General features: G+C 41.5%; 15 protein-coding genes, 1 tRNA gene and 2 pseudogenes. 11 read left to right on the top strand and 7 right to left on the bottom strand.

The features are described 5' to 3' along the window. The first annotated feature begins 28 nt into the window (after positions 1-28). The 5 genes from ArsFIN_RS17950 (at position 29) to ArsFIN_RS17930 (ending at position 6,433) form a co-directional block, all read left to right on the top strand. On the top strand, positions 29-481 hold the full coding sequence (locus ArsFIN_RS17950; protein WP_026821425.1) for a hypothetical protein: 453 nt from the start codon (positions 29-31) through the stop codon (positions 479-481). Further along, the gene (locus tag ArsFIN_RS17945) at positions 478-948 is read left to right on the top strand and encodes a hypothetical protein (protein ID WP_026821426.1); all 471 of its coding nucleotides are present in this window, start codon (positions 478-480) and stop codon (positions 946-948) included. The genes ArsFIN_RS17950 and ArsFIN_RS17945 overlap by 4 nt, the downstream gene beginning before the upstream one ends. Before the next feature lie 57 nt (positions 949-1,005). Continuing rightward, positions 1,006-2,046: an IS21 family transposase gene (gene istA, locus ArsFIN_RS17940; RefSeq protein WP_135678056.1), complete on the top strand. Its 1,041-nt coding sequence runs from the start codon at positions 1,006-1,008 to the stop codon at positions 2,044-2,046. Continuing rightward, positions 2,033-2,794 carry an IS21-like element helper ATPase IstB gene (gene istB, locus ArsFIN_RS17935; protein ID WP_135677409.1) on the top strand — a complete coding sequence of 254 codons (762 nt, stop codon included), beginning with the start codon at positions 2,033-2,035 and terminating at the stop codon, positions 2,792-2,794. The genes istA and istB overlap by 14 nt, the downstream gene beginning before the upstream one ends. 219 nt (positions 2,795-3,013) lie before the next feature. Further along, the gene (locus ArsFIN_RS17930; protein ID WP_246067455.1) at positions 3,014-6,433 is read left to right on the top strand and encodes a S8 family serine peptidase; all 3,420 of its coding nucleotides are present in this window, start codon (positions 3,014-3,016) and stop codon (positions 6,431-6,433) included. Between the two features lie 5 nt (positions 6,434-6,438). Here the strand turns inward: ArsFIN_RS17930 and ArsFIN_RS17925 are convergent. Beyond that, a protein-coding gene (locus ArsFIN_RS17925) for an IS3 family transposase (protein ID WP_135678050.1) occupies positions 6,439-7,601 on the bottom strand; the annotation gives its coding sequence in 2 pieces (ribosomal slippage) (positions 6,439-7,320 and positions 7,323-7,601; 1,161 coding nt in all). 92 nt (positions 7,602-7,693) lie between these two features. Here ArsFIN_RS17925 and ArsFIN_RS17920 point away from each other — a divergent pair. Beyond that, on the top strand, positions 7,694-8,629 hold the full coding sequence (locus ArsFIN_RS17920) for a hypothetical protein (RefSeq protein WP_051297159.1): 936 nt from the start codon (positions 7,694-7,696) through the stop codon (positions 8,627-8,629). A gap of 433 nt (positions 8,630-9,062) precedes the next feature. On the opposite strand, the gene ArsFIN_RS17915 is transcribed toward ArsFIN_RS17920, so the two are convergent. The 4 genes and pseudogenes from ArsFIN_RS17915 to ArsFIN_RS17900 all read right to left on the bottom strand — a co-directional run. After that, positions 9,063-9,138, bottom strand: a tRNA-Phe gene (locus ArsFIN_RS17915). Between the two features lie 124 nt (positions 9,139-9,262). Further along, on the bottom strand, positions 9,263-9,835 hold the full coding sequence (gene dicD / locus ArsFIN_RS17910; RefSeq protein WP_026823885.1) for a division control transcriptional repressor DicD: 573 nt from the start codon (positions 9,833-9,835) through the stop codon (positions 9,263-9,265). A 2-nt stretch (positions 9,836-9,837) separates the two neighbouring features. After that, positions 9,838-11,502, bottom strand: coding sequence for a protein-disulfide reductase DsbD (locus ArsFIN_RS17905; RefSeq protein ID WP_407061996.1), 1,665 nt, complete (start codon positions 11,500-11,502; stop codon positions 9,838-9,840). Positions 11,503-11,762: 260 nt separating this feature from the next. Beyond that, positions 11,763-12,200: pseudogene (locus ArsFIN_RS17900) on the bottom strand (anaerobic C4-dicarboxylate transporter family protein); the annotation flags it as partial. A gap of 20 nt (positions 12,201-12,220) precedes the next feature. On the opposite strand from ArsFIN_RS17900, the gene ArsFIN_RS17895 reads away from it, so the two are divergent. Both ArsFIN_RS17895 and ArsFIN_RS17890 read left to right on the top strand, forming a co-directional pair. Next, positions 12,221-12,640, top strand: coding sequence for a helix-turn-helix domain-containing protein (locus ArsFIN_RS17895; RefSeq protein ID WP_051296922.1), 420 nt, complete (start codon positions 12,221-12,223; stop codon positions 12,638-12,640). A gap of 5 nt (positions 12,641-12,645) precedes the next feature. Beyond that, complete coding sequence (locus ArsFIN_RS17890) at positions 12,646-13,137, top strand: IS630 family transposase (protein ID WP_026821750.1); 492 nt, start codon at positions 12,646-12,648, stop codon at positions 13,135-13,137. A gap of 13 nt (positions 13,138-13,150) precedes the next feature. Here ArsFIN_RS17890 and ArsFIN_RS17885 read toward each other — a convergent pair. Both ArsFIN_RS17885 and aspA read right to left on the bottom strand, forming a co-directional pair. Continuing rightward, positions 13,151-14,029 (bottom strand): annotated as a pseudogene (locus ArsFIN_RS17885) (anaerobic C4-dicarboxylate transporter family protein); the annotation flags it as partial. A gap of 134 nt (positions 14,030-14,163) precedes the next feature. Next, positions 14,164-15,588 (bottom strand): aspartate ammonia-lyase, encoded by a 1,425-nt coding sequence (gene aspA / locus ArsFIN_RS17880; protein ID WP_026823016.1) that lies wholly within the window; start codon positions 15,586-15,588, stop codon positions 14,164-14,166. Positions 15,589-15,970: 382 nt separating this feature from the next. On the opposite strand from aspA, the gene ArsFIN_RS17875 reads away from it, so the two are divergent. From ArsFIN_RS17875 to groL, 3 genes are all read left to right on the top strand, one after another. After that, positions 15,971-16,474 carry an FxsA family protein gene (locus ArsFIN_RS17875; RefSeq protein ID WP_026823015.1) on the top strand — a complete coding sequence of 168 codons (504 nt, stop codon included), beginning with the start codon at positions 15,971-15,973 and terminating at the stop codon, positions 16,472-16,474. Positions 16,475-16,647: 173 nt separating this feature from the next. Further along, on the top strand, positions 16,648-16,941 hold the full coding sequence (locus ArsFIN_RS17870; protein ID WP_026823014.1) for a co-chaperone GroES: 294 nt from the start codon (positions 16,648-16,650) through the stop codon (positions 16,939-16,941). Positions 16,942-16,988: 47 nt separating this feature from the next. After that, positions 16,989-18,635 carry a chaperonin GroEL gene (gene groL / locus ArsFIN_RS17865; RefSeq protein WP_026823013.1) on the top strand — a complete coding sequence of 549 codons (1,647 nt, stop codon included), beginning with the start codon at positions 16,989-16,991 and terminating at the stop codon, positions 18,633-18,635. Positions 18,636-18,693 lie beyond the last annotated feature (58 nt).

The raw sequence follows: 18,693 nt of genomic DNA, 5'->3' as shown, positions 1-18,693 counted from the left end.
TAGCATTTTGTCAATAAGGAAGTAAAATATGGATAAAAAATATACTGTTACCTATAAAGTGGCGCCGATGGGAGCCAAATATATTTATCAGGTCGATAAGAATGAACACAAGGCCGGGGAGATACATTCTTCATCGGGCGGCCATATGTGGTATGTGTTAAGTGACGGCCAAGGCGAGGAGCTAAGTTATGGTTTTGAATCAAAACGTGGTGAGCCGTTTGGCGAAGGGTGGGTAACGGATACGGATAATGCCGCCTACCAACAGACTTCCTATGAGGTCACCCTGGCCTTAAGCCAGGCGCAGTATAATAAATTGAAAAATTTTTCAGAAACACCGGCATCGGGCGGATTTGATGATAGCAAATATAGCGTGCATGCCAACAGTTGTGTCGATTTTGTCTATTACTCCTTAAACTCCATTGGCTACAACGGTAAGCGTTTTGAAGGCAATCTGTTTCCTAATCTAACCCGGAAACCTTGAAAGCGATGTTAATATCGAAAGGAGCATCTATTATTCGGGATGACCTGATCCGCAATGGGGATAAATACGAAAAAAGAATTCCTAATATCACGATGAATACGCCACCCTGGCTTACGCCAATAAGGGGTAACGGCCCGCTGCCTAGCCCGCCGAAAAGTATGATTAAGATTAATATTAACCCGGCTCCCAAACCACAGCAACAGATCCAGGCGGAAAACCAGGCGCAGCTGGATGTGAGCAATGGCTATATTCACAATAGCCCGACCCACAAGATATCTGCCAATGGCGATATCCTTAGTAAAAGCGACTTCACCGCTACTCAGATGGCCAGCTTGGCGACCGGCGGCATTCGACCCGGTGCGGTGCAACTGGATACCAATGTCCGACCGAATGCTTATCTGGCCGAGTTCTATAAACCATCCCACTTTAGCTCCGGTGTCACCGATCATGCAAAACTGATCCACTAACGATCATCTAAAACTGATCCACTTGGTATTATTCGCACATTTTTGTACGGATAATTTATGTTAACCAAGGAGATATTTGTGGATATTCATGTTCGCTTTGCACAAGGACAAAGCCTTCGAAAAATTGCCAGTGAGTTGGGTATATCCCGTAACACCGTAAAACATCATTTACAACAACAGACAATGCCAACTTATGCTAAAAGAAGTCAACAACCGACTAAATTATCCCCCTTTAAACCTTATTTGCTTCAGCGAATTGAACTGGCTAAACCTGATTGGATCCCTGCAACAGTCTTATTTGATGAGGTAGTTGAAAACGGCTATCAAGGTGGTATTGCTCAATTACGCCGATTTGTTTGTCAATTTAAACCAAGCATTGTTCCCGAAGTAGTCGTCCGTTTTGAAACACAGCCAGGTCAACAAATGCAAATCGACTTCACCAGCATCCGGCGAGGTAAAAAATCGCTGAAAGCGTTTGTTGCAACGCTAGGCTATTCGCGTGCGAGTTATGTAAAGTTCTTTGATAATGAACGAGCAGAATCGTGGCAGCAAGGTTTAAGAGAAGCTTTCGACTACTTTGGTGGTGTACCACAGGAAGTATTGTGTGATAACGCAAAATCCCTCATCATCGAACGGGATGCTTATGCAGAAGGTGATCATAAATTACATGTCGAAATGCTTCAAATGTCGAAAGATTACGGGTTTAAAATGAAGGCTTGCAAGCCCTACAGGGCAAAAACGAAAGGGAAAGTAGAGCGCTTTAACCACTATTTAAAAAACAGCTTTATCGTGCCATTAAACACCGACCTTCGTGCTCATAATCTTGAACTGGATATTGAAATAGCTAATGCAAAAGTGGGTCCATGGTTACAACGCGTTGCCCATCAGCGAATTCATGGAACAACGTTAGAGAAGCCAGCAGATAGATTAGCTAAGGAAGTTAAGTCTCTTCTACCCTTACCAGCAAGGGTTTGCCAATCTATCCCACAGACTAATACGCTTAATATCCCTATCGTACCGCCCCTTGAATCTGTCAGTTTGCAACACTCAATCAGCGTATACGAAGCATTACTGGGAGGTGAACATGTTATTGCATGAACAAATTGAACACCTGTGTGAGTCATTGAAATTAAATTCTATTCCGACTCATTGGTCATCACTTGCCGAAAAATGCATTGCCCAAGACAAAAGCTACGGAGAGTTTTTACTGTCCCTGTTAAAATGTGAGCAACAACAACGAGATGAACGAACTCGTAATCTTTTGAGTCGGATGGCAGGATTCCCAGCACATAAAGAACTTAATACGTTCGATTTTAAGTTTGCAACGGGGATCCCCAAACAACACATACAGGAATTAAGCGCATTAACGTTTATTGAACGTAATGAAAATGTCGTGTTGCTTGGCCCAAGCGGTGTAGGCAAAACGCATTTAGCTATTGGGTTAGGATTAAAAGCAGTACAGGCCAAGAAGAAAACCCGCTTTACCACGGCAGCTGAACTGATGTTGCAACTCTCAACTGCCAAACGACAAAATAAGCTCAAACAATATCTATCACGTTCGGTGATGGCCCCGAAGTTGTTGATTATCGATGAGATTGGATACCTGCCGTTTGGGCGAGAAGAAGCAAACCTGTTTTTCAATGTGATTGCCAAGCGTTATGAGCATGGCAGTGTCATATTGACGAGTAACCTATCATTTGGGCAATGGCCAAGTGCTTTTGCTGATGACGCAACATTAACTGCCGCTATGCTTGATCGTTTACTTCATCATTCGCATGTACTGCAATTAAGCGGTGAAAGCTACCGATTGAAAGATAAGCGGCGCTCAGGAGCAATAACTGAGTAAAACAGTGGATCAATTTTGATTGATCGGATTTAGATAAAAAGTGGATCAGTTTTCGGTGATCGTTGACACTCCGGCAAACCCTACTTCCGCCCCGGCGATACCTGTCAACTGGACGTCGGTCTAAAAAACGCTGCCATGTTGAACGGTTTATCGGCGCGGACAACTTTCAATACCTATGTTGACCCACTGTTACTGGATTTGAGTGGCCATGGCGTGCACATGAGCGACATGCGCGACGCGGTGTTATTCGATATGGATCACAGTGGCACGCTTAAACGTACCGGTTGGGCAGACCGGCAAACCGGCATACTGGTAATTGACGATGGCAGCGGTCAGATAAAAAATGTCAGCCAAATGTTCTCTGAGTACTATGGTGGTCGGGTCGGTGGCAACGGCGTGGCGGGCGAAAAAATATTTGCCGATGGTTTTGCCGCCTTGGGCAGTGAAGATAGCAATCAAGATGGCGTGATTGATAAGCGTGATCCTATCTGGGGTCAATTACGGGTTTGGCTGGACGTGAGCCACGATGCGAAAGTGGATGCGGGCGAGCTCAAAACATTGACGGAACTGGGGATCACTCAGATTAATGTCCAGTCAGCCAATAAAAATGAAGTGCGTGATGGTAACAGGGTGGTTGCCAGTGGATCGTTTATGATGCAAGGTCAGACGCGGGAAATATTAGCGGTTAACTTTGTCGCTGATCCGGTCAGTAACACACTAACGACTCAGGGGACGGGAACACGCGTTACTTCGACTTTTAACCATATCACGACCACGGCTTACGCTAGTCATAGTGACAGCGCGCAAACGCTGGATGCAGATAAATTGGGTGTCAGCAACCTGTATGGTGGCAGTGGTGATGACCAGTTAATTGCCGCTAAAACAGGCAGTTGGCTGGTGGGTGGTGCAGGCAGCAATACCTATGTTGGTGGTGCCGGTAACGATGTTTTTGTTATCAGCGCTTCTGACGATAGCAAAAATATTCATGGTAACGGTGGACAGGATATGGCCATTATCACCGGTAACCAAGGTATGATATTGGATATGGATCAAGCCGGTTTAACGATTGCTGAAGGTGGCAGTGGCAATGATACCATCATCAGTGGCGGGCCTAATGGTGTGTTTATGAAAGGCGGCTCGGGTTATTCGACTTTGATAGGTGGCATGGGTGATGATGTGCTGGTCGGTGGCAGCGGGCACAATACCCTGATTGGTGGGAGTGGTAAATCGGTTATCTATGCCGGACCTAATGGGGATAAAATTTATGCCTCCAAAGGTGGCAGCATCATATATGCTGGTGGCGGCGCGGATATGATTTTCGGCAGTGTCGGCGATGATGTTATTGAGGTTGGCCATGGGAATGCCATGATCGATGGCGATGGGGGGATTAATATCGTCAGCCTGCATGGTAATCACGGCGATTATCAGATTACTCGAACCGACAGTGGCTATCAAATCGCTGATAAGGTTGCCGGGCGAGATGGCACGGTAACGCTGAAAAACATTCAAAAACTCAATTTTGCCGATATTTCAGCGGTTGACTTACAAACGCCGAATGCAATGCCGGTCGAGGATGTTCTCACCCATGACCAGCAGGGTAAGGTTTTTTCTCGTACTCGCACCCATCTGATTGCTGCTGCCACTCTATTGGCCAATGATCAGCGCCTCAACAGTCAGGGTAACTTACGTATTAGCCAAGTTGGTGATGCGATGGGCGGCAACGTCACCCTGACCGCTCAGGGCGATGTTGCGTTTACGCCGGATGCGACTTACACCGGTCTGATGAGTTTTAAATATGGCGTCACTGATGCCGCGGGTAACCCTTCGGCCTCTGTGATGGATTTAGCGAGCGGGAAAAGCGCCCCGATGAGGGCGGTTGCTACATTACTGACGCCAGAGGTGCCGCGTGACCCATTGGCGGCGCAGCAATGGTATCTGAGTGATGCCAATATTTTACCGGTATGGCAGGACTACACGGGCAAAGGAGTGCGCATCGGTCAGTTCGAGCCCGGCGGTCAGTTTGCGACTGCGCCGGAAATTTTTGATATTGCTCATCCTGATCTGGTCGCCAATGTCGATAAAAGCTGGCAGAAGACTCAGCAGACGCACGGAACCATGCCGGACAAGGTCTCCAATCATGCAACAATGGTGGCCGGTGTGATGGTGGCAACGAAAAACAATAAAGGTGGCGTCGGGGTTGCCCATGGAGCGACGTTAGGCGGCTATTATCTGGCCAATGACGGTGCCGACCTGGCAGGGCTGGGACATATGTCCAATTTTGACATTGCCAACAATAGTTGGGGATTTGCCAACGATTTCGCCCTCAGTAATTTTTCGGATGGCAGTATAAACACAGCGGCGTCGTTGAGTATAAATGCGCAATATGCGGCGGCTAATGGCCGTGGTGGATTGGGGACGGTTATTGTGACCTCCGGTGGTAATAATCGGGCAGCAGGTGGCAGTGCGCAGGGATCATTGACCAACAATAATCGTTTTTCTGTCCAGATGGGGGCTATCAATGCTCAAGCTGATTTGTCGACATTACACATTGGCTCCTCGCCGTTCTCGAATCCGGGCGCCAGTTTACTGATCTCAGCCCCTGGAAGCAACGTGGTGTCGACCAGCCATATGCTGAAAACGGAACGGGGTTCCACTTTTGGCAATGATTATACCAGCATGCAAGGTACCAGTTTTGCGACGCCGATAGTCTCCGGCATTGTGGCGTTGATGCTAGAGGCTAATCCGAACCTTGGTTATCGGGATGTGCAGCAGATCCTTGCTCTGTCCGCGCGTAAAATCAACGACCCCACGACCGAATGGCGTGACAATAAAGCGCATCACTGGAATGGTGGCGGCATGCATACCAGTCATGATTATGGCTTCGGTGCCGTTGATGCCCGCGCAGCGGTTCGCCTCGCTGAGTCTTGGATGACGCAAAGCACTGCCGCTAACGAGTATGTTTACAGTGCCTCCAGTGGTAAGCTTGGAAAAACCTTGGCCGCCGGCAAAACGCTGACGTCATCGATTGCTATGCAAGCGGGACTAAATATTGAACATGTTGAAATTGATTTTGATGCCGATGTGGGTCGTCTTGGCGATCTGACGCTCAAACTGATCTCGCCTGATGGCACGCAGAGTGTATTGCTGGATAGGCAGGGTAAAATCCCAGCGGGTATGCCGGGCGCCAGTACTAGCGATAAGGGCAGCAGTCAATCGGGCCGGTTCAGATATCGTTTTATGTCAACCCATGATTTTGGTGAAAAATCAGCCGGTAACTGGACGTTGCAGATAAGCAGTGACAGCTCAGCTTTACCGGTCACCTTAACATCCTGGTCGTTACGTTTGTACGGTAGTAAAAGCACGCCAGATAATACTTACTTTTACACCGATGAGTATGCTCAATTGCTCAGCGGCCAAGCTAGCCGCGCTATACTAGATGATGCTGTCAATGGTGTCGTCGGGGGACGCAATACCCTTAATGCGGCAGCGGTTGCGAAAGATACGTCAGTTAACTTACTGACAGGCGTTGCCAGTATTGGTGGACGCGGGTTGAATATTAACCGTCCGGCAGAAATCCAGAATATCATTACCGGTGATGGCAATGATACCCTGGTGTGTAATGGTCAACAAATTCTGTAGAAGATCTAAGCGGCATTTTTTAGTTCATGATATTTTTGATGTGGCGTTAAATAACCAATCGTTGAATGGCGTCGATAATAATTGTAAAACTGAATATAATTTTCAACTTCACAGACAACAGATTGATGATTCATAAACGATAAACGGTTAAGTCTTTCTGTCTTTAAACTCCTAAAAAATCTTTCCATCACGGCATTATCGAGGCAATTACCTCGCCGACTCATGCTTTGAGTTATTTTCCGTTCAAAGAGGTGCGCCCTAAACTCCTCCGATGAATATTGGCAACCTTGATCTGAATGGAACATCAAACTTGTCGTATCCGGGAATTGCCGTTCAATTGCGTTATCTAAGGCTTCTTTCACTAATTTCGAATCCGGTTTTGTTGATAAGGCATAACCAATAATTTCTTTGGTGGCTAAATCCAACACACAGGCTAAATAGCTCCACCCATAGTGATGTCTAATATACGTGATATCCCCGACATAATAGTGATTATGCTGTTCAGGGGAAAATTGTCGTTTAAGCAAATTAGGGGCATATCGATGTTCGTTACCCGATGAGTGATAGTAGTGCTTTTTCGTTGGTCTAATTGCAACTAATTGATTTAATTTCATGATGTTCGATATTTTATAAGTGCCAATTTGGTGCCCTAAACCCTTTAACTCGGCTTGAATACGTCTTTTGCCATAAATTTGACCCGATGTATAAAAAATACGTTTGATTTCGCCACACAGTCTTTCATTTTCAACTGTCGGTATTTTCGTTTCATAATAAAAACTACTGCTGCTTACTTCAAAAAGATGGCATAACTCAGTGACCGTAAAATTGGGGTACATGATTTTCAGTTGCTTCACGATTTTGAGTTTTGATTGTCGAGGATGAAGTAAGCCGCGGCTTTTTTTTTTAATATGTCATTATCCCTCTGAGCACGCTTAAGTTGAACTTCTAATTCTTGTATGCGCTGTTGCTCGGGTGTTAACGCTTTTGATTTTACAGGCGTATTCCCATTTAACTCGGCAAGATATTGTTGCTTCCATCGTGATACGGCAGATTTACCCGCACCGGATATTTTTTCAACTTGGATATTGCTATATCCACCTTCAACCATGAGTTTTGCATATTCCAGTTTTTGCTTTCCGCTAAAGGTTACTTTTACTTTTCGGGTCATATTTATACCTATAAGATTTTGCTTAATTATAAGCTATAAATCTCTACAGTTTTATTAGACCACTACAAGAAGGGGAGGATGTTAAAGTTGACTTGGGTGATAGACAGAGTGTTACCTTAAAAAAACAGACTGTTGCAGGGCTCAGTGCCAAGAATTTCAATTTCCAGCCCACTTTTGTTGCGCCAGCCGCTTATACCAGTAGCCATACTACCATGACCCAAGCACAAACGGGTCTGGGAACGGTGATCCTCAAAGGCGGTGGTGATGGGATCCATTTTAATCTTGATGCGCAGGGGCAAATGAAATTTAGTCTGGCTGGAACTATCTATAGTCGTGATAGTGCAGCATCAGATGTGTTTGTGGTAGAAGCCCAGCGGGGCGTTAATGATTACCAGAATGCATTAAGAGGATTTCGGCACGGTATTGATAAAATTGACTTGCGCCAAGTCGGTATCAGTGATTTTAGCCAACTGACTATTGTTAAGAATAATCGTGCGACCATTAATGGCTTATCACAGATCCATGGTGTTGACGTGATGTTAAAAAGCGCCGATGGGGCGGACGCTGATGTCAAGCTACTGTATCTTGATACGCTGGATGTTTCTCAGCTTGACGCGAACGATTTCCTTTTTGCTAAGCCGGCACCGGCTCTGGTGTCGACGGTTAAACCAGTGGTGGTGCTATCACCTGATAAGTTGACGGTGATTGTGCAAGATCCATTGACAGCAAACACGCCTGAGGTGGATCTCACAGATAGCGCGCGCAGGCGTAGAAGCATTGAGCTGCCTGCAACGTTTAACAAACCGGAAAATGATTTTGCTGTGCAACCCATATCGCTACCCACTGACCTCTCGAGCAATCGTTATCATCAGTTGAAGGATAGTGATGTTGAACATCTTGTTGATTCCATGTCCTCATTTGAATCCTCAGAGCCTGATAGCGTTATGCTCAGTGTTGCTGGTGGACAATATAGGTTGCCACCAGTGCTGTTTGCTAATGGATCATCGTCAATAAACATAAGAATGTAGCGCCATCGTCGTTTTTGGCATAGGTTTTTAGGACTTAATGGAGCACCTGATTGGGCTTTTCCACTAGCAATATTTTAAATATTATTGTCGGTAATAGCGGTAAATTACTTTCAGCGTACGCAATATATAAAAGGATATAACATGCAGATAAAAGGTTTAATATTATTAGGAATGATAGCTGATTTTTTAATGGGTTGTGTAACCAAAGATGCAGTATATGGTACGCTCCTGGCTAACTTGACTAAGCTCACGAGCAAGAAGCAAATATAGATAGTGATTGAGAAGGGTGTTTGTTAACTTTAGCCCCTCTTACTTAGTAACTTAAATGCACCTGTAAGTTACAAGGTGGTAAGATTATTCAAAGATGAACTGGGCACTTAAGTTTCTAACCCATCACTGGCGTAGACAGCTTCAAGCTACCTTGTTAGGAACTTGGTGCCCGGAGGCGGAATCGAACCACCGACACGAGGATTTTCAATCCTCTGCTCTACCGACTGAGCTATCCGGGCAACCGAGCGCATTAAACCTTATTCCACCCAAGTCGTCAATGTATTTCCGGTAAAAAACGCGAAATTAGGCTTATTTGCTGTTTTTTTGTACCAAAATAATGGCTATCTTTTTTGGGCTTATTTTTTAATTTAAAGCATCATTCTTTCTGCATTTAGCTATGGTTAATATATCTTCTGCCAATAGCTTGGCGATCAAAACATCTGCAATATTTCGCTTAACCAGTAATTTGCTTAGGCAACCTTCTAAAATCAGTTCCATTTGCTTAGCCACTTGTTCGCTGTCGTCTATATCTAGTTGCCTTAGTAGCTCGAGGCTAAAATTAAATGACAATTGTTTTTGCTGTTCACTTAGTTGATGAATAGGATGCTCTGGATTGGGAAAAATACTACATGCCGCGATAAATAGGCAGCCAGGAAAGCGATTATCGGTAACTTTTTGGGCTAACTGGTTATAACGGGCTAATAATTTTTCTTCTGGCGAAAGTTCGTCATTCAGTTGCAGCTGGCGTTGCCAGGTTGCAATCTGTTGACTATGGTAGCGTAAACAGTCATACAGGAGCGCTTCATCATCTGGCCAAAATTGACGCGACTGATTAACGTCAACGTTAAGTTTTTTTAGTAGAATCTCTATATTACCGCTAAGGCCGTGTTGTTCTAACAGTTGTAGTACCGAGTTCAGGACTTGCTCACGTTGCATGTTTATTTCTCTTGCCGTTGCGTAACTTGTTCTAAATGCTGATAGAACATTTTGCTATTCATAAAACCATAAACCCGGGAATTGGGTAATTCGCTGCCCTTCTCATCATAGAAAATAATAGTGGGTAATCCATAGACATCCAGATATTGTAGAAGGGATTTTTGTTCAGCACTATTTTCTGTCACATTGGCTTGTAGTAATAACATATTATCCAGCTTACTTTTTACTTTAGGATCACTAAAGGTGTATTTTTCAAACGCCTTACAGGCGACACACCAGTCAGCATAAAAATCAAGCATAACAATTTTGCCACTATTATTACTGATTGCTTGTTTGATTTGCTGCCAATTTTTTACCTGGTTAAATTTTAAAGCTAATGGCTCTTGGGGGAGTGGTATGGCAAACATTTGCCAAACCCCATTTTGTAGTGGTTGGGCTGCTATGATGGCTAATAGTAAAAATAACATCTGCCCAATCCGCGCCCAGCCGCCATGTTTCTTAAGTAATAGAATCAGAGCCCATAGGCAGAATGAAGTAATTAATAAACTGGTTAACCGCAGACTCCAAATTTCGCCAAAAATTCTTTCGAGTAAGAAAATGGGTAATGCTAAGATGACAAAGCCAAAAGCTTCTTTGATATACTGCATCCAGGGACCGCTACGTGGAAGTAGTCGATGGCCAAATAATATTATGCCAATCAGTGGCAGCCCCATACCTAATGCATAGAGGTAAAGTGTTAAACCCCCGATTAATATATCTCCGCTTTGGGCAATGTAAAGCAAAATAGCACTGAGTGGCGCAGTGGTACAGGGAGAACAGATAAGTCCGGCCAAGGCGCCCATAATAAATACACCAAAATAAGATCCTCCTTTTTGGTGGTCGCTCCAATTAATCAGTTTTGTTTGCAGTGAAGAAGGTAGCTGTAGGTTATAGAAACCAAACATGGAAAATGCCAGTAGAATAAATAGAGCTGAAATTATGATCAAAACATAAGGGTGCTGTAGTGCTGCTTGCAATGATAAACCAGCCGCTGCCACAATTAGCCCCAACAGCGTATAAGTGAGAGCCATTCCTTGCACATAACTAAAAGCTAACCAAAAGATTTTTATTACACTTTTCGGCCGTTGCTTGCCTAATATAATACTTGAAATCAAAGGGTACATTGGTAAAACGCAGGGCGTAAATGCAACACCAATGCCGAATAGGAGTGCCCATAAAGGTGAGAAGGGCTGTTCAGTTTTTTCGTGAGTCGTTTTTTTCGCTGACGTGTTAGTGTTTGATTGAACAAATTGACTGCTGGCTGGCAATTTTTTTGTTGCAATGACCGTGCTAAGGGGAATAATTTTGGTTTCTGGTGGATAACAGTAGCCGGCAGCCGCACACCCCTGATATTTCACTTCAATACTGGCCTGGTCTGTGGCACGGATAATAGGAATGTTAATAACTAAATTATTAAAATAAACCACAGTTTTACCAAAAAATTCATCTTGATGATATTTTCCTTTTGGTAATTGATATTTACCCAGTTTGGCATGACTGGGCTGAAATTTAATCTGTTTTTGATAGAGATAATAGCCAGGCTGTATTTGCCAATTCAATATCAATTTGTTTTCTTTTTGTTCAAAATCAAACAAGAAAGCTTGATCAGCAGAGAGCAACCGATTCATCCTCCGTTTTCAAAAATAGCATGTGCTGCGGTTGATAAAAGGAATGTTCCACAAAGTAATAGTAAGTAGCCTAAAACATAAAGACGTCTCTGCATAATAGATTTTAAAATAGGTGTTAAGTTTAAAATAAGATAATTATTGAACTATAACCTACTGTTTATGGATTGGAAAAGTTTTAGTGTCTAATTTTGCTTAAAGAATATTGATTAATACGATAAAAATTCAAGGACTTTAGGCCCTTGAATCATATTTTAGTTAAGTTAAAGGATGATGCTACCAAACAAAAAGCCGAAAAGGACCGATAAGGAAACACCTATTGTGCCAGGAATAAAAAATGGATGATTAAACACAAAACGACCAATGCGCGTCGTATGGGTATCATCCATTTGAACGGCAGCCACTAAGGTTGGATAGGTTGGTAAAACGAAGAGACCAGAAACCGCAGAAAAAGAGGCAATGGCGGTTAATGGGCTGACGTTTAACGCTAATGCCATTGGCATTAACGCCTTGGCCGTTGCAGCTTGAGAATAGAGTAACGCAGAACAGATAAAAAATATCACCGCTAACATCCATGAATGATTATGAATAAGCTGGCCGGCAGTGGCTTTGATCCAATCAATATTTGCTTGGACAAACGTGTCGCCTAACCATGCTACGCCTAAAATACAGATACAGGCACTCATACCGGCTTTAAAGGTATAGCGCTACCCATTAACAAATGGTCAAAATTATTGTTAAAATAAAATACTTTAATAAGTATAAAACAATGTCATATAGCGTAGATCTAAGAGAACGTGCAGTGAAAGCGGTTCATGAAGGAATGAACAAAATAAAAGTATGCAAAATTTTTAATATAGCAAGACAAACGCTGTATAACTGGCTTTATTTAGAAAAAATTCAAGGTCATTTAAACCCACAAACAGGTTTTCAAAAAGGACATAGCCATGGAATAAAAGATTTAAATGAATTTCGTGAATTTGTTGCCCACCATGGAGATTATACGCAAGTAGAAATGGCCGAAATTTATCGTGTAGGCTCATCAACGATAGGAAGAGCGATGAAAAAAATAGGTTATTCTAGAAAAAAAAGAGCCAAACTTATGCCGAAAGAAGCGAAGAAAAACGCGCGGCCTATTTAGCTGAAATAAAAGCTGTTTGCCTTGAGCAAAGGGTCTTTGTCGATGAATCAGGGATGAATGATAATGATTTTTATCCCTATGGTTACAGCGCTATTGGTAAAAGATATTATGAAGCACAGCCAGGCCATTATAAAAAAAGAATTAGCATGATAGGCGCGTTATGCAATCAAGATTTTATGGCGCCCTTCATGTTTCAAGGTCACTGTAATACACAGGTATTTGAACTATATATTGAAAATATTTTGATCCCTAAATTAACGAAAGGAAAAACGGTTATCATTGATAATGCCTCTTTCCATAAATCAGAAAAAATTAAAAACTTAATGCAAGCAGCTGGAATAAAGCTTATTTACTTGCCTCCCTATTCTCCCGATTTAAATCCTATAGAACATTATTGGCATAAAATTAAAAATTCAATTAGAAAATTAATGCGTAATTCTAAATTATTATTAGAAAATGCTATGGAGCAGACTCTTAAAGAAACGTCTATTTTTTAGTGGTCATAGCTATACTTGAATTTAAAATCGCATCTGTTTTAACTTGGCAACTTAGGGTAATTAGGGTCGCTACACTTAACATAATAATCAGAATTGCATTGGTCGTATTCATTAGTGGTGTTTCAATTAGACCAAGGCTGGGGCTGTTAATCATGGCAAAAATAACTACACATATCACACCTAGCAGAAAAAATAATACCGACTTCTTCGCGCCAGCTTTAATTTTTTTAGCCTGACAGCCTCTTAATTCTATTAATCCGGCGGCTAAACGTTGTTGATAAGTTTGATCATCAGCAAGTTTAGAATCAAAGCACCAAGAAATAATGAATGATATCATTACAATAGCTAAAAAAGTTGCCGGTAATAGAATGGCTAGTAAGCTAATATAGCTAGTAGTATGACTAACCATAGCTGGATTTTCCATAATTGAAGCGATATAGACCACCGCAGCAGAAATAGGTGATGCGGTGATCCCAATTTGCGCCGCGACAACCGCTGTTGATAAGGGCCGACATGGTTTAATCCCATTTTCTTTAGCAACTTCAGCAATAACCGGTAATGTTGCTAATGAAATATTACCGGTACCGGCAAATAATGTCAGAAAATAGGTAACGATTGGCGCTAAGATGGTAATGTATTTGGGATTTTTACGCAGTAGTTTTTCTGTCTGATCAACTAAATAATCTAGTCCACCCGCAATTTGCATGGCAGAGATAGCCGCGATAACTGCCATAATAATTGAAATAACATCATAGGGTATTGTTCCTGGTTTTACGCCTAACATTGCCAGCATCAAAACACCAAGACCGCCAGCAAAGCCTATACCGATACTTCCTAGTCGTGCTCCCAGAAAGATGGCCAGCAGAACAATAATAAATTCTACGGCTAACATAATGTTTACTCCTTAATATAATTGATAATATTTTGTTTATTTTTTGTATAAACCTAAAGTAAAAGGCACGCTTCTTTAGAGAGAGCGTGCCTTAAAAATTAAGACGAATTAATTTTTATAATTAACATGCTAATTTAATCATCATAGCGTTTCGCTTTATATTGAGGATTTTTTAGATTTTCAACAGAGAAAATATCGTCTAATTGTTCTTCTGTTAGTAAACCTCGCTCTAATACCACTTCTTTAACATTTTTACCTGTTTCAGCGCATATTTTTCCGACGATATCACCATTATGATGACCGATAAATGGATTAAGATAAGTAACAATGCCAATAGAATTAAAAACATATTTTTCGCAAATTTCTTTATTGACGGTAATACCGGTAATACATTTTTCCAGTAAATTACGGCAAGAATTATTCATTAATGATATAGATTCAAAAATTGCTTGGCCGATTGCCGGCTCCATCACATTCAATTGCAATTGTCCTGCTTCTGCCGCGATAGTAACACACGTATCGTTGCCGATAACTTTGAAACAGGCTTGATTCACAACTTCGGGGATAACCGGATTGACCTTAGCGGGCATAATAGATGAACCCGCTTGCAGCTCAGGTAGATTTATTTCTTTTAGACCAGCACGCGGGCCGGAAGAGAGCAGACGAAGATCATTACAAATTTTTGATAGCTTCACGGCTAAGCGTTTTAGTCCAGCATGTACTGTAATATAAGCACCACAGTCGGAAGTTGCTTCAATTAAATCTTCTGCCGGAATGCAGGGCAATTCGGTTACTTCAGCTAATTTTTTTACCACCAATTCTTGATAACCAGCAGCGGTATTGACTCTGGTTCCGATTGCGGTGGCACCAAGATTAACTTCAAGTAATAATTCACTAGCGCGATGTAAATTTTTTATTTCTTCTTTTAATAATGTGGCAAATGCATGAAATTCTTGTCCTACAGTCATTGGAACTGCATCTTGTAATTGGGAGCGACCCATTTTAAGAATATCTTTAAATTGGTTGGCTTTTTGTTCAAAACCCTCTTGAAGTAGGGTAATTGATTTAATTAAATTAGTAATAGAATTGTAAACGGCAATGCGAAAAGCGGTTGGATAGGCATCATTGGTTGATTGACTTTTATTTAAGTGATCATTGGGATCTAGATATTGGTAGTCACCTTTTTTATGCCCCATTAATTCAAGACCAATATTAGCCAGAGCTTCGTTAGTATTCATATTTAAAGAGGTACCGGCTCCCCCTTGAAAGACATCTACTGGAAACTGATCCATGCATCTGCCTTTATTTAAAATTTCGTCACAGGCATTAATAATCGCATCTGCTTGTTTTTGTGGAATGGTCTTTAATTCTTTATTTGCCATTGCCGCTGCTTTTTTTACCATTACCATTCCACGAATAAACTCGGGTACATGATTAATAGTTTGGTCGCTAATATAGAAATTCTCGATCGCACGCAATGTATGAATACCATAATAGGCTTCAGCAGGCACATCTCGTTTACCTAATAGGTCTTCTTCAGAACGGATACTTTTAGACATACAAACCTTCTTAAAAATTAAATAGCGATTTACTAACTGAATAGGTAATGTAATAGTAAAAATGAGTTATATTAACGTCAGATTTGAAATTAATAACTAAGATTTTAATTATAACCGTGATATATATTCCGAAATAGTGTTACAGTCAAAATATGGAATACTATATATGCATCTTAGTGAATTAAATATGATATGTGTGATCATATTTACATAACCTATTAAAAACATTAAAATTTTTTATCATTGAAAAACATATGATAGATCTGCATCATATAAGTATTATCGGTTTAAAAAGCAAATATTGTAATATTGCTTTTTTGAAGACAATTTATCTTGCTAAGTCAAGAGGCTAGCGTTTTTTAGCAAATATTAGGAGAATTGTATGCGTTGGTTTCCATTCATACTTTTATGCCTGTTAATTTATATAGAAGCAGTTATTTTTGTTAGGGTTGCTGAGAGCATCGGTGTATTAACCACCTTAATATTAGTCGTTTTAACTTCATGCATTGGAATTTCTTTAGTAAAAAGCCAGGGGATTAAGAACTTATTGTTAATACGTCAAAAACTAGCTGATGGTGAAAATCCGGCCGAGGAAATGATTAAGAATGTGGCCTTAGTGATTGCTGGTATTCTGTTAATTTTACCCGGTTTTTTTACTGATTTTTTAGGTTTATTATTACTATTTTCTCCAATTCAAAAACTGATAGTCATGAAGCTTATGCCGCATATTCATTTTTATTCTACCGGGGCCGCGAATGATAATTTTAATCGTTCTGCAAAAGGGCGGACTTATGAAGGCGAGTTTGATAGAAAATCTGATTCTCCACCAAACAGCATTAAACATGAAGACAAATTTTCTAAAAAAGAAGATCATGATGATAAATGATACTTACGACTTTGTTTTTTTAGCTAGAAAGAAAAAATGAAAAATTTTTTGTATACCCCCTTGAACTGATTTTAATTGACCCCATTTCGTCAAACAGGGTACTGGTTTAATAAGACATACTAGTATCATCCTTATTTACCTTATATGGATTTTATTTATAGGAGATCTATTTAATGAAGATACGTCCATTGCATGATCGGGTTATCATCAAACGCGAAGAAGTTGAAGCTAAATCTGCAGGTGGCATTGTGCTGACTGGCTCTGCTGCTGGTAAATCAACTCGAGGCAAAGTGCTGGCTGTTGGTAACGGTCGCATCTTAGAAAACGGTGAAAATAAACCATTAGATGTGAAAGTTGGCGATATTGTTATTTTTAACGACGGCTATGGCGTGAAGACAGAAAAGATTGATAACGACGAAGTATTGATTATGTCAGAAAGCGATATTCTGGCAATTGTTGAAAAATAATTTCTCGCTTAGATCTTTAGAATGAATGAATTTAAAGGAAAGAAACAATGGCAGCTAAAGACGTAAAATTTGGTATTGACGCACGCACAAAAATGCTTCGTGGAGTGAACATTCTTGCTGATGCAGTTAAAGTTACTTTAGGCCCGAAAGGCCGGAATGTTGTTCTGGATAAATCTTTCGGCGCCCCAGCGATTACTAAAGATGGTGTATCTGTTGCGCGTGAAATCGAATTAGAAGATAAATTCGAAAATATGGGCGCCCAGATGGTAAAAGAAGTTGCTTCTAAGGCGAATGATGCGGCCGGTGATGGCACAACAACTGCAACAGTACTAGCTCAATCTATTGTTAGCGAAGGTTTAAAAGCGGTTGCTGCGGGTATGAACCCAATGGATTTAAAACGCGGTATTGATAAAGCGGTTTCTGCGGCAGTTGAAGAATTGAAAAAATTATCTAAACCTTGTGCAGATAATAAAGAGATTGAACAAGTTGGTACGATTTCCGCTAACTCTGATAAAACCGTCGGTGAATTAATTGCTAAAGCAATGAAAGCAGTTGGCAAAGAAGGGGTTATTACCGTTGAAGAAGGTTCCGGTTTAGAAGACGAACTGGCTACTGTTGAAGGTATGCAATTTGATCGCGGTTATCTGTCTCCTTATTTTATTAATAAGCCAGATATGGGTTCTGCCGAATTAGAAAATCCCTATATCCTATTAGTAGATAAGAAAGTTTCTAATATTCGTGAATTATTACCTGTATTGGAAGCTGTTGCTAAAGCTGGTAAACCGCTGTTGATTATTGCTGAAGATGTTGAAGGTGAAGCCCTGGCAACATTGGTAGTAAACAATCTACGTGGTATTGTAAAAGTTGCTGCGGTAAAAGCCCCCGGTTTTGGTGATCGCCGTAAAGCCATGTTGCAGGATATTGCTATTCTAACCAAGGCGACGGTTATCTCTGAAGAGATCGGTATGGAGCTGGAGAAAGCGACGCTAGAAAATTTAGGTCAAGCGAAACGCATCGTCATTAACAAAGATACCACCACTATCATTGATGGTGTTGGTGAAAAAAGCGAGATTGATGCTCGTGCTAAACAAATAGCACAACAACGTGATGAAGCAACTTCTGATTACGATCGGGAAAAATTGCAAGAGCGTATTGCCAAGCTGTCAGGCGGTGTTGCCGTGATTAAAGTGGGTGCCGCAACTGAAGTTGCAATGAAAGAGAAGCGTGCTCGCGTTGATGATGCGTTGCATGCAACTCGTGCCGCAGTAGAGGAAGGTGTTGTTGCTGGTGGCGGTGTTGCTCTAGTTCGTGTTGCCGCTGCATTAGATAAGTTAAAAGGTGACAACGAAGATCAAAAAGTTGGTATTGATATCGCACTACGCGCGATGGAAGCACCAATGCGCCAAATTGTTGAGAATGCGGGTGAAGAGCCAGCTGTAGTTGTTAATAATGTTAAACAAGGTAAAGATAACTACGGTTATAATGCTTCAACGGAAGAGTATGGCGATATGCTAGACATGGGTATCCTCGATCCAACTAAGGTTACTCGTTCGGCTTTACAATTTGCTGCGTCGATTGCCGGCCTTATGATCACAACTGAAGCTATGGTGACTGATTTACCAAAAGAAGATAAAGCTGATCTAGGTGCTGCTGCAGGTATGGGTGGTATGGGTGGTATGGGCGGTATGATGTAAGGTGTTAAGAGCCTAACATCGTCATCCTTATCACGAAAAAAACCCTGAGTTTAACTTT

It is taken from the genome of Arsenophonus nasoniae (assembly GCF_004768525.1).
Lineage (GTDB): Bacteria > Pseudomonadota > Gammaproteobacteria > Enterobacterales > Enterobacteriaceae > Arsenophonus > Arsenophonus nasoniae.
Note: the sequence above shows the minus strand (reverse complement) of the source record. Positions and strands in the feature narration are given on the sequence as shown.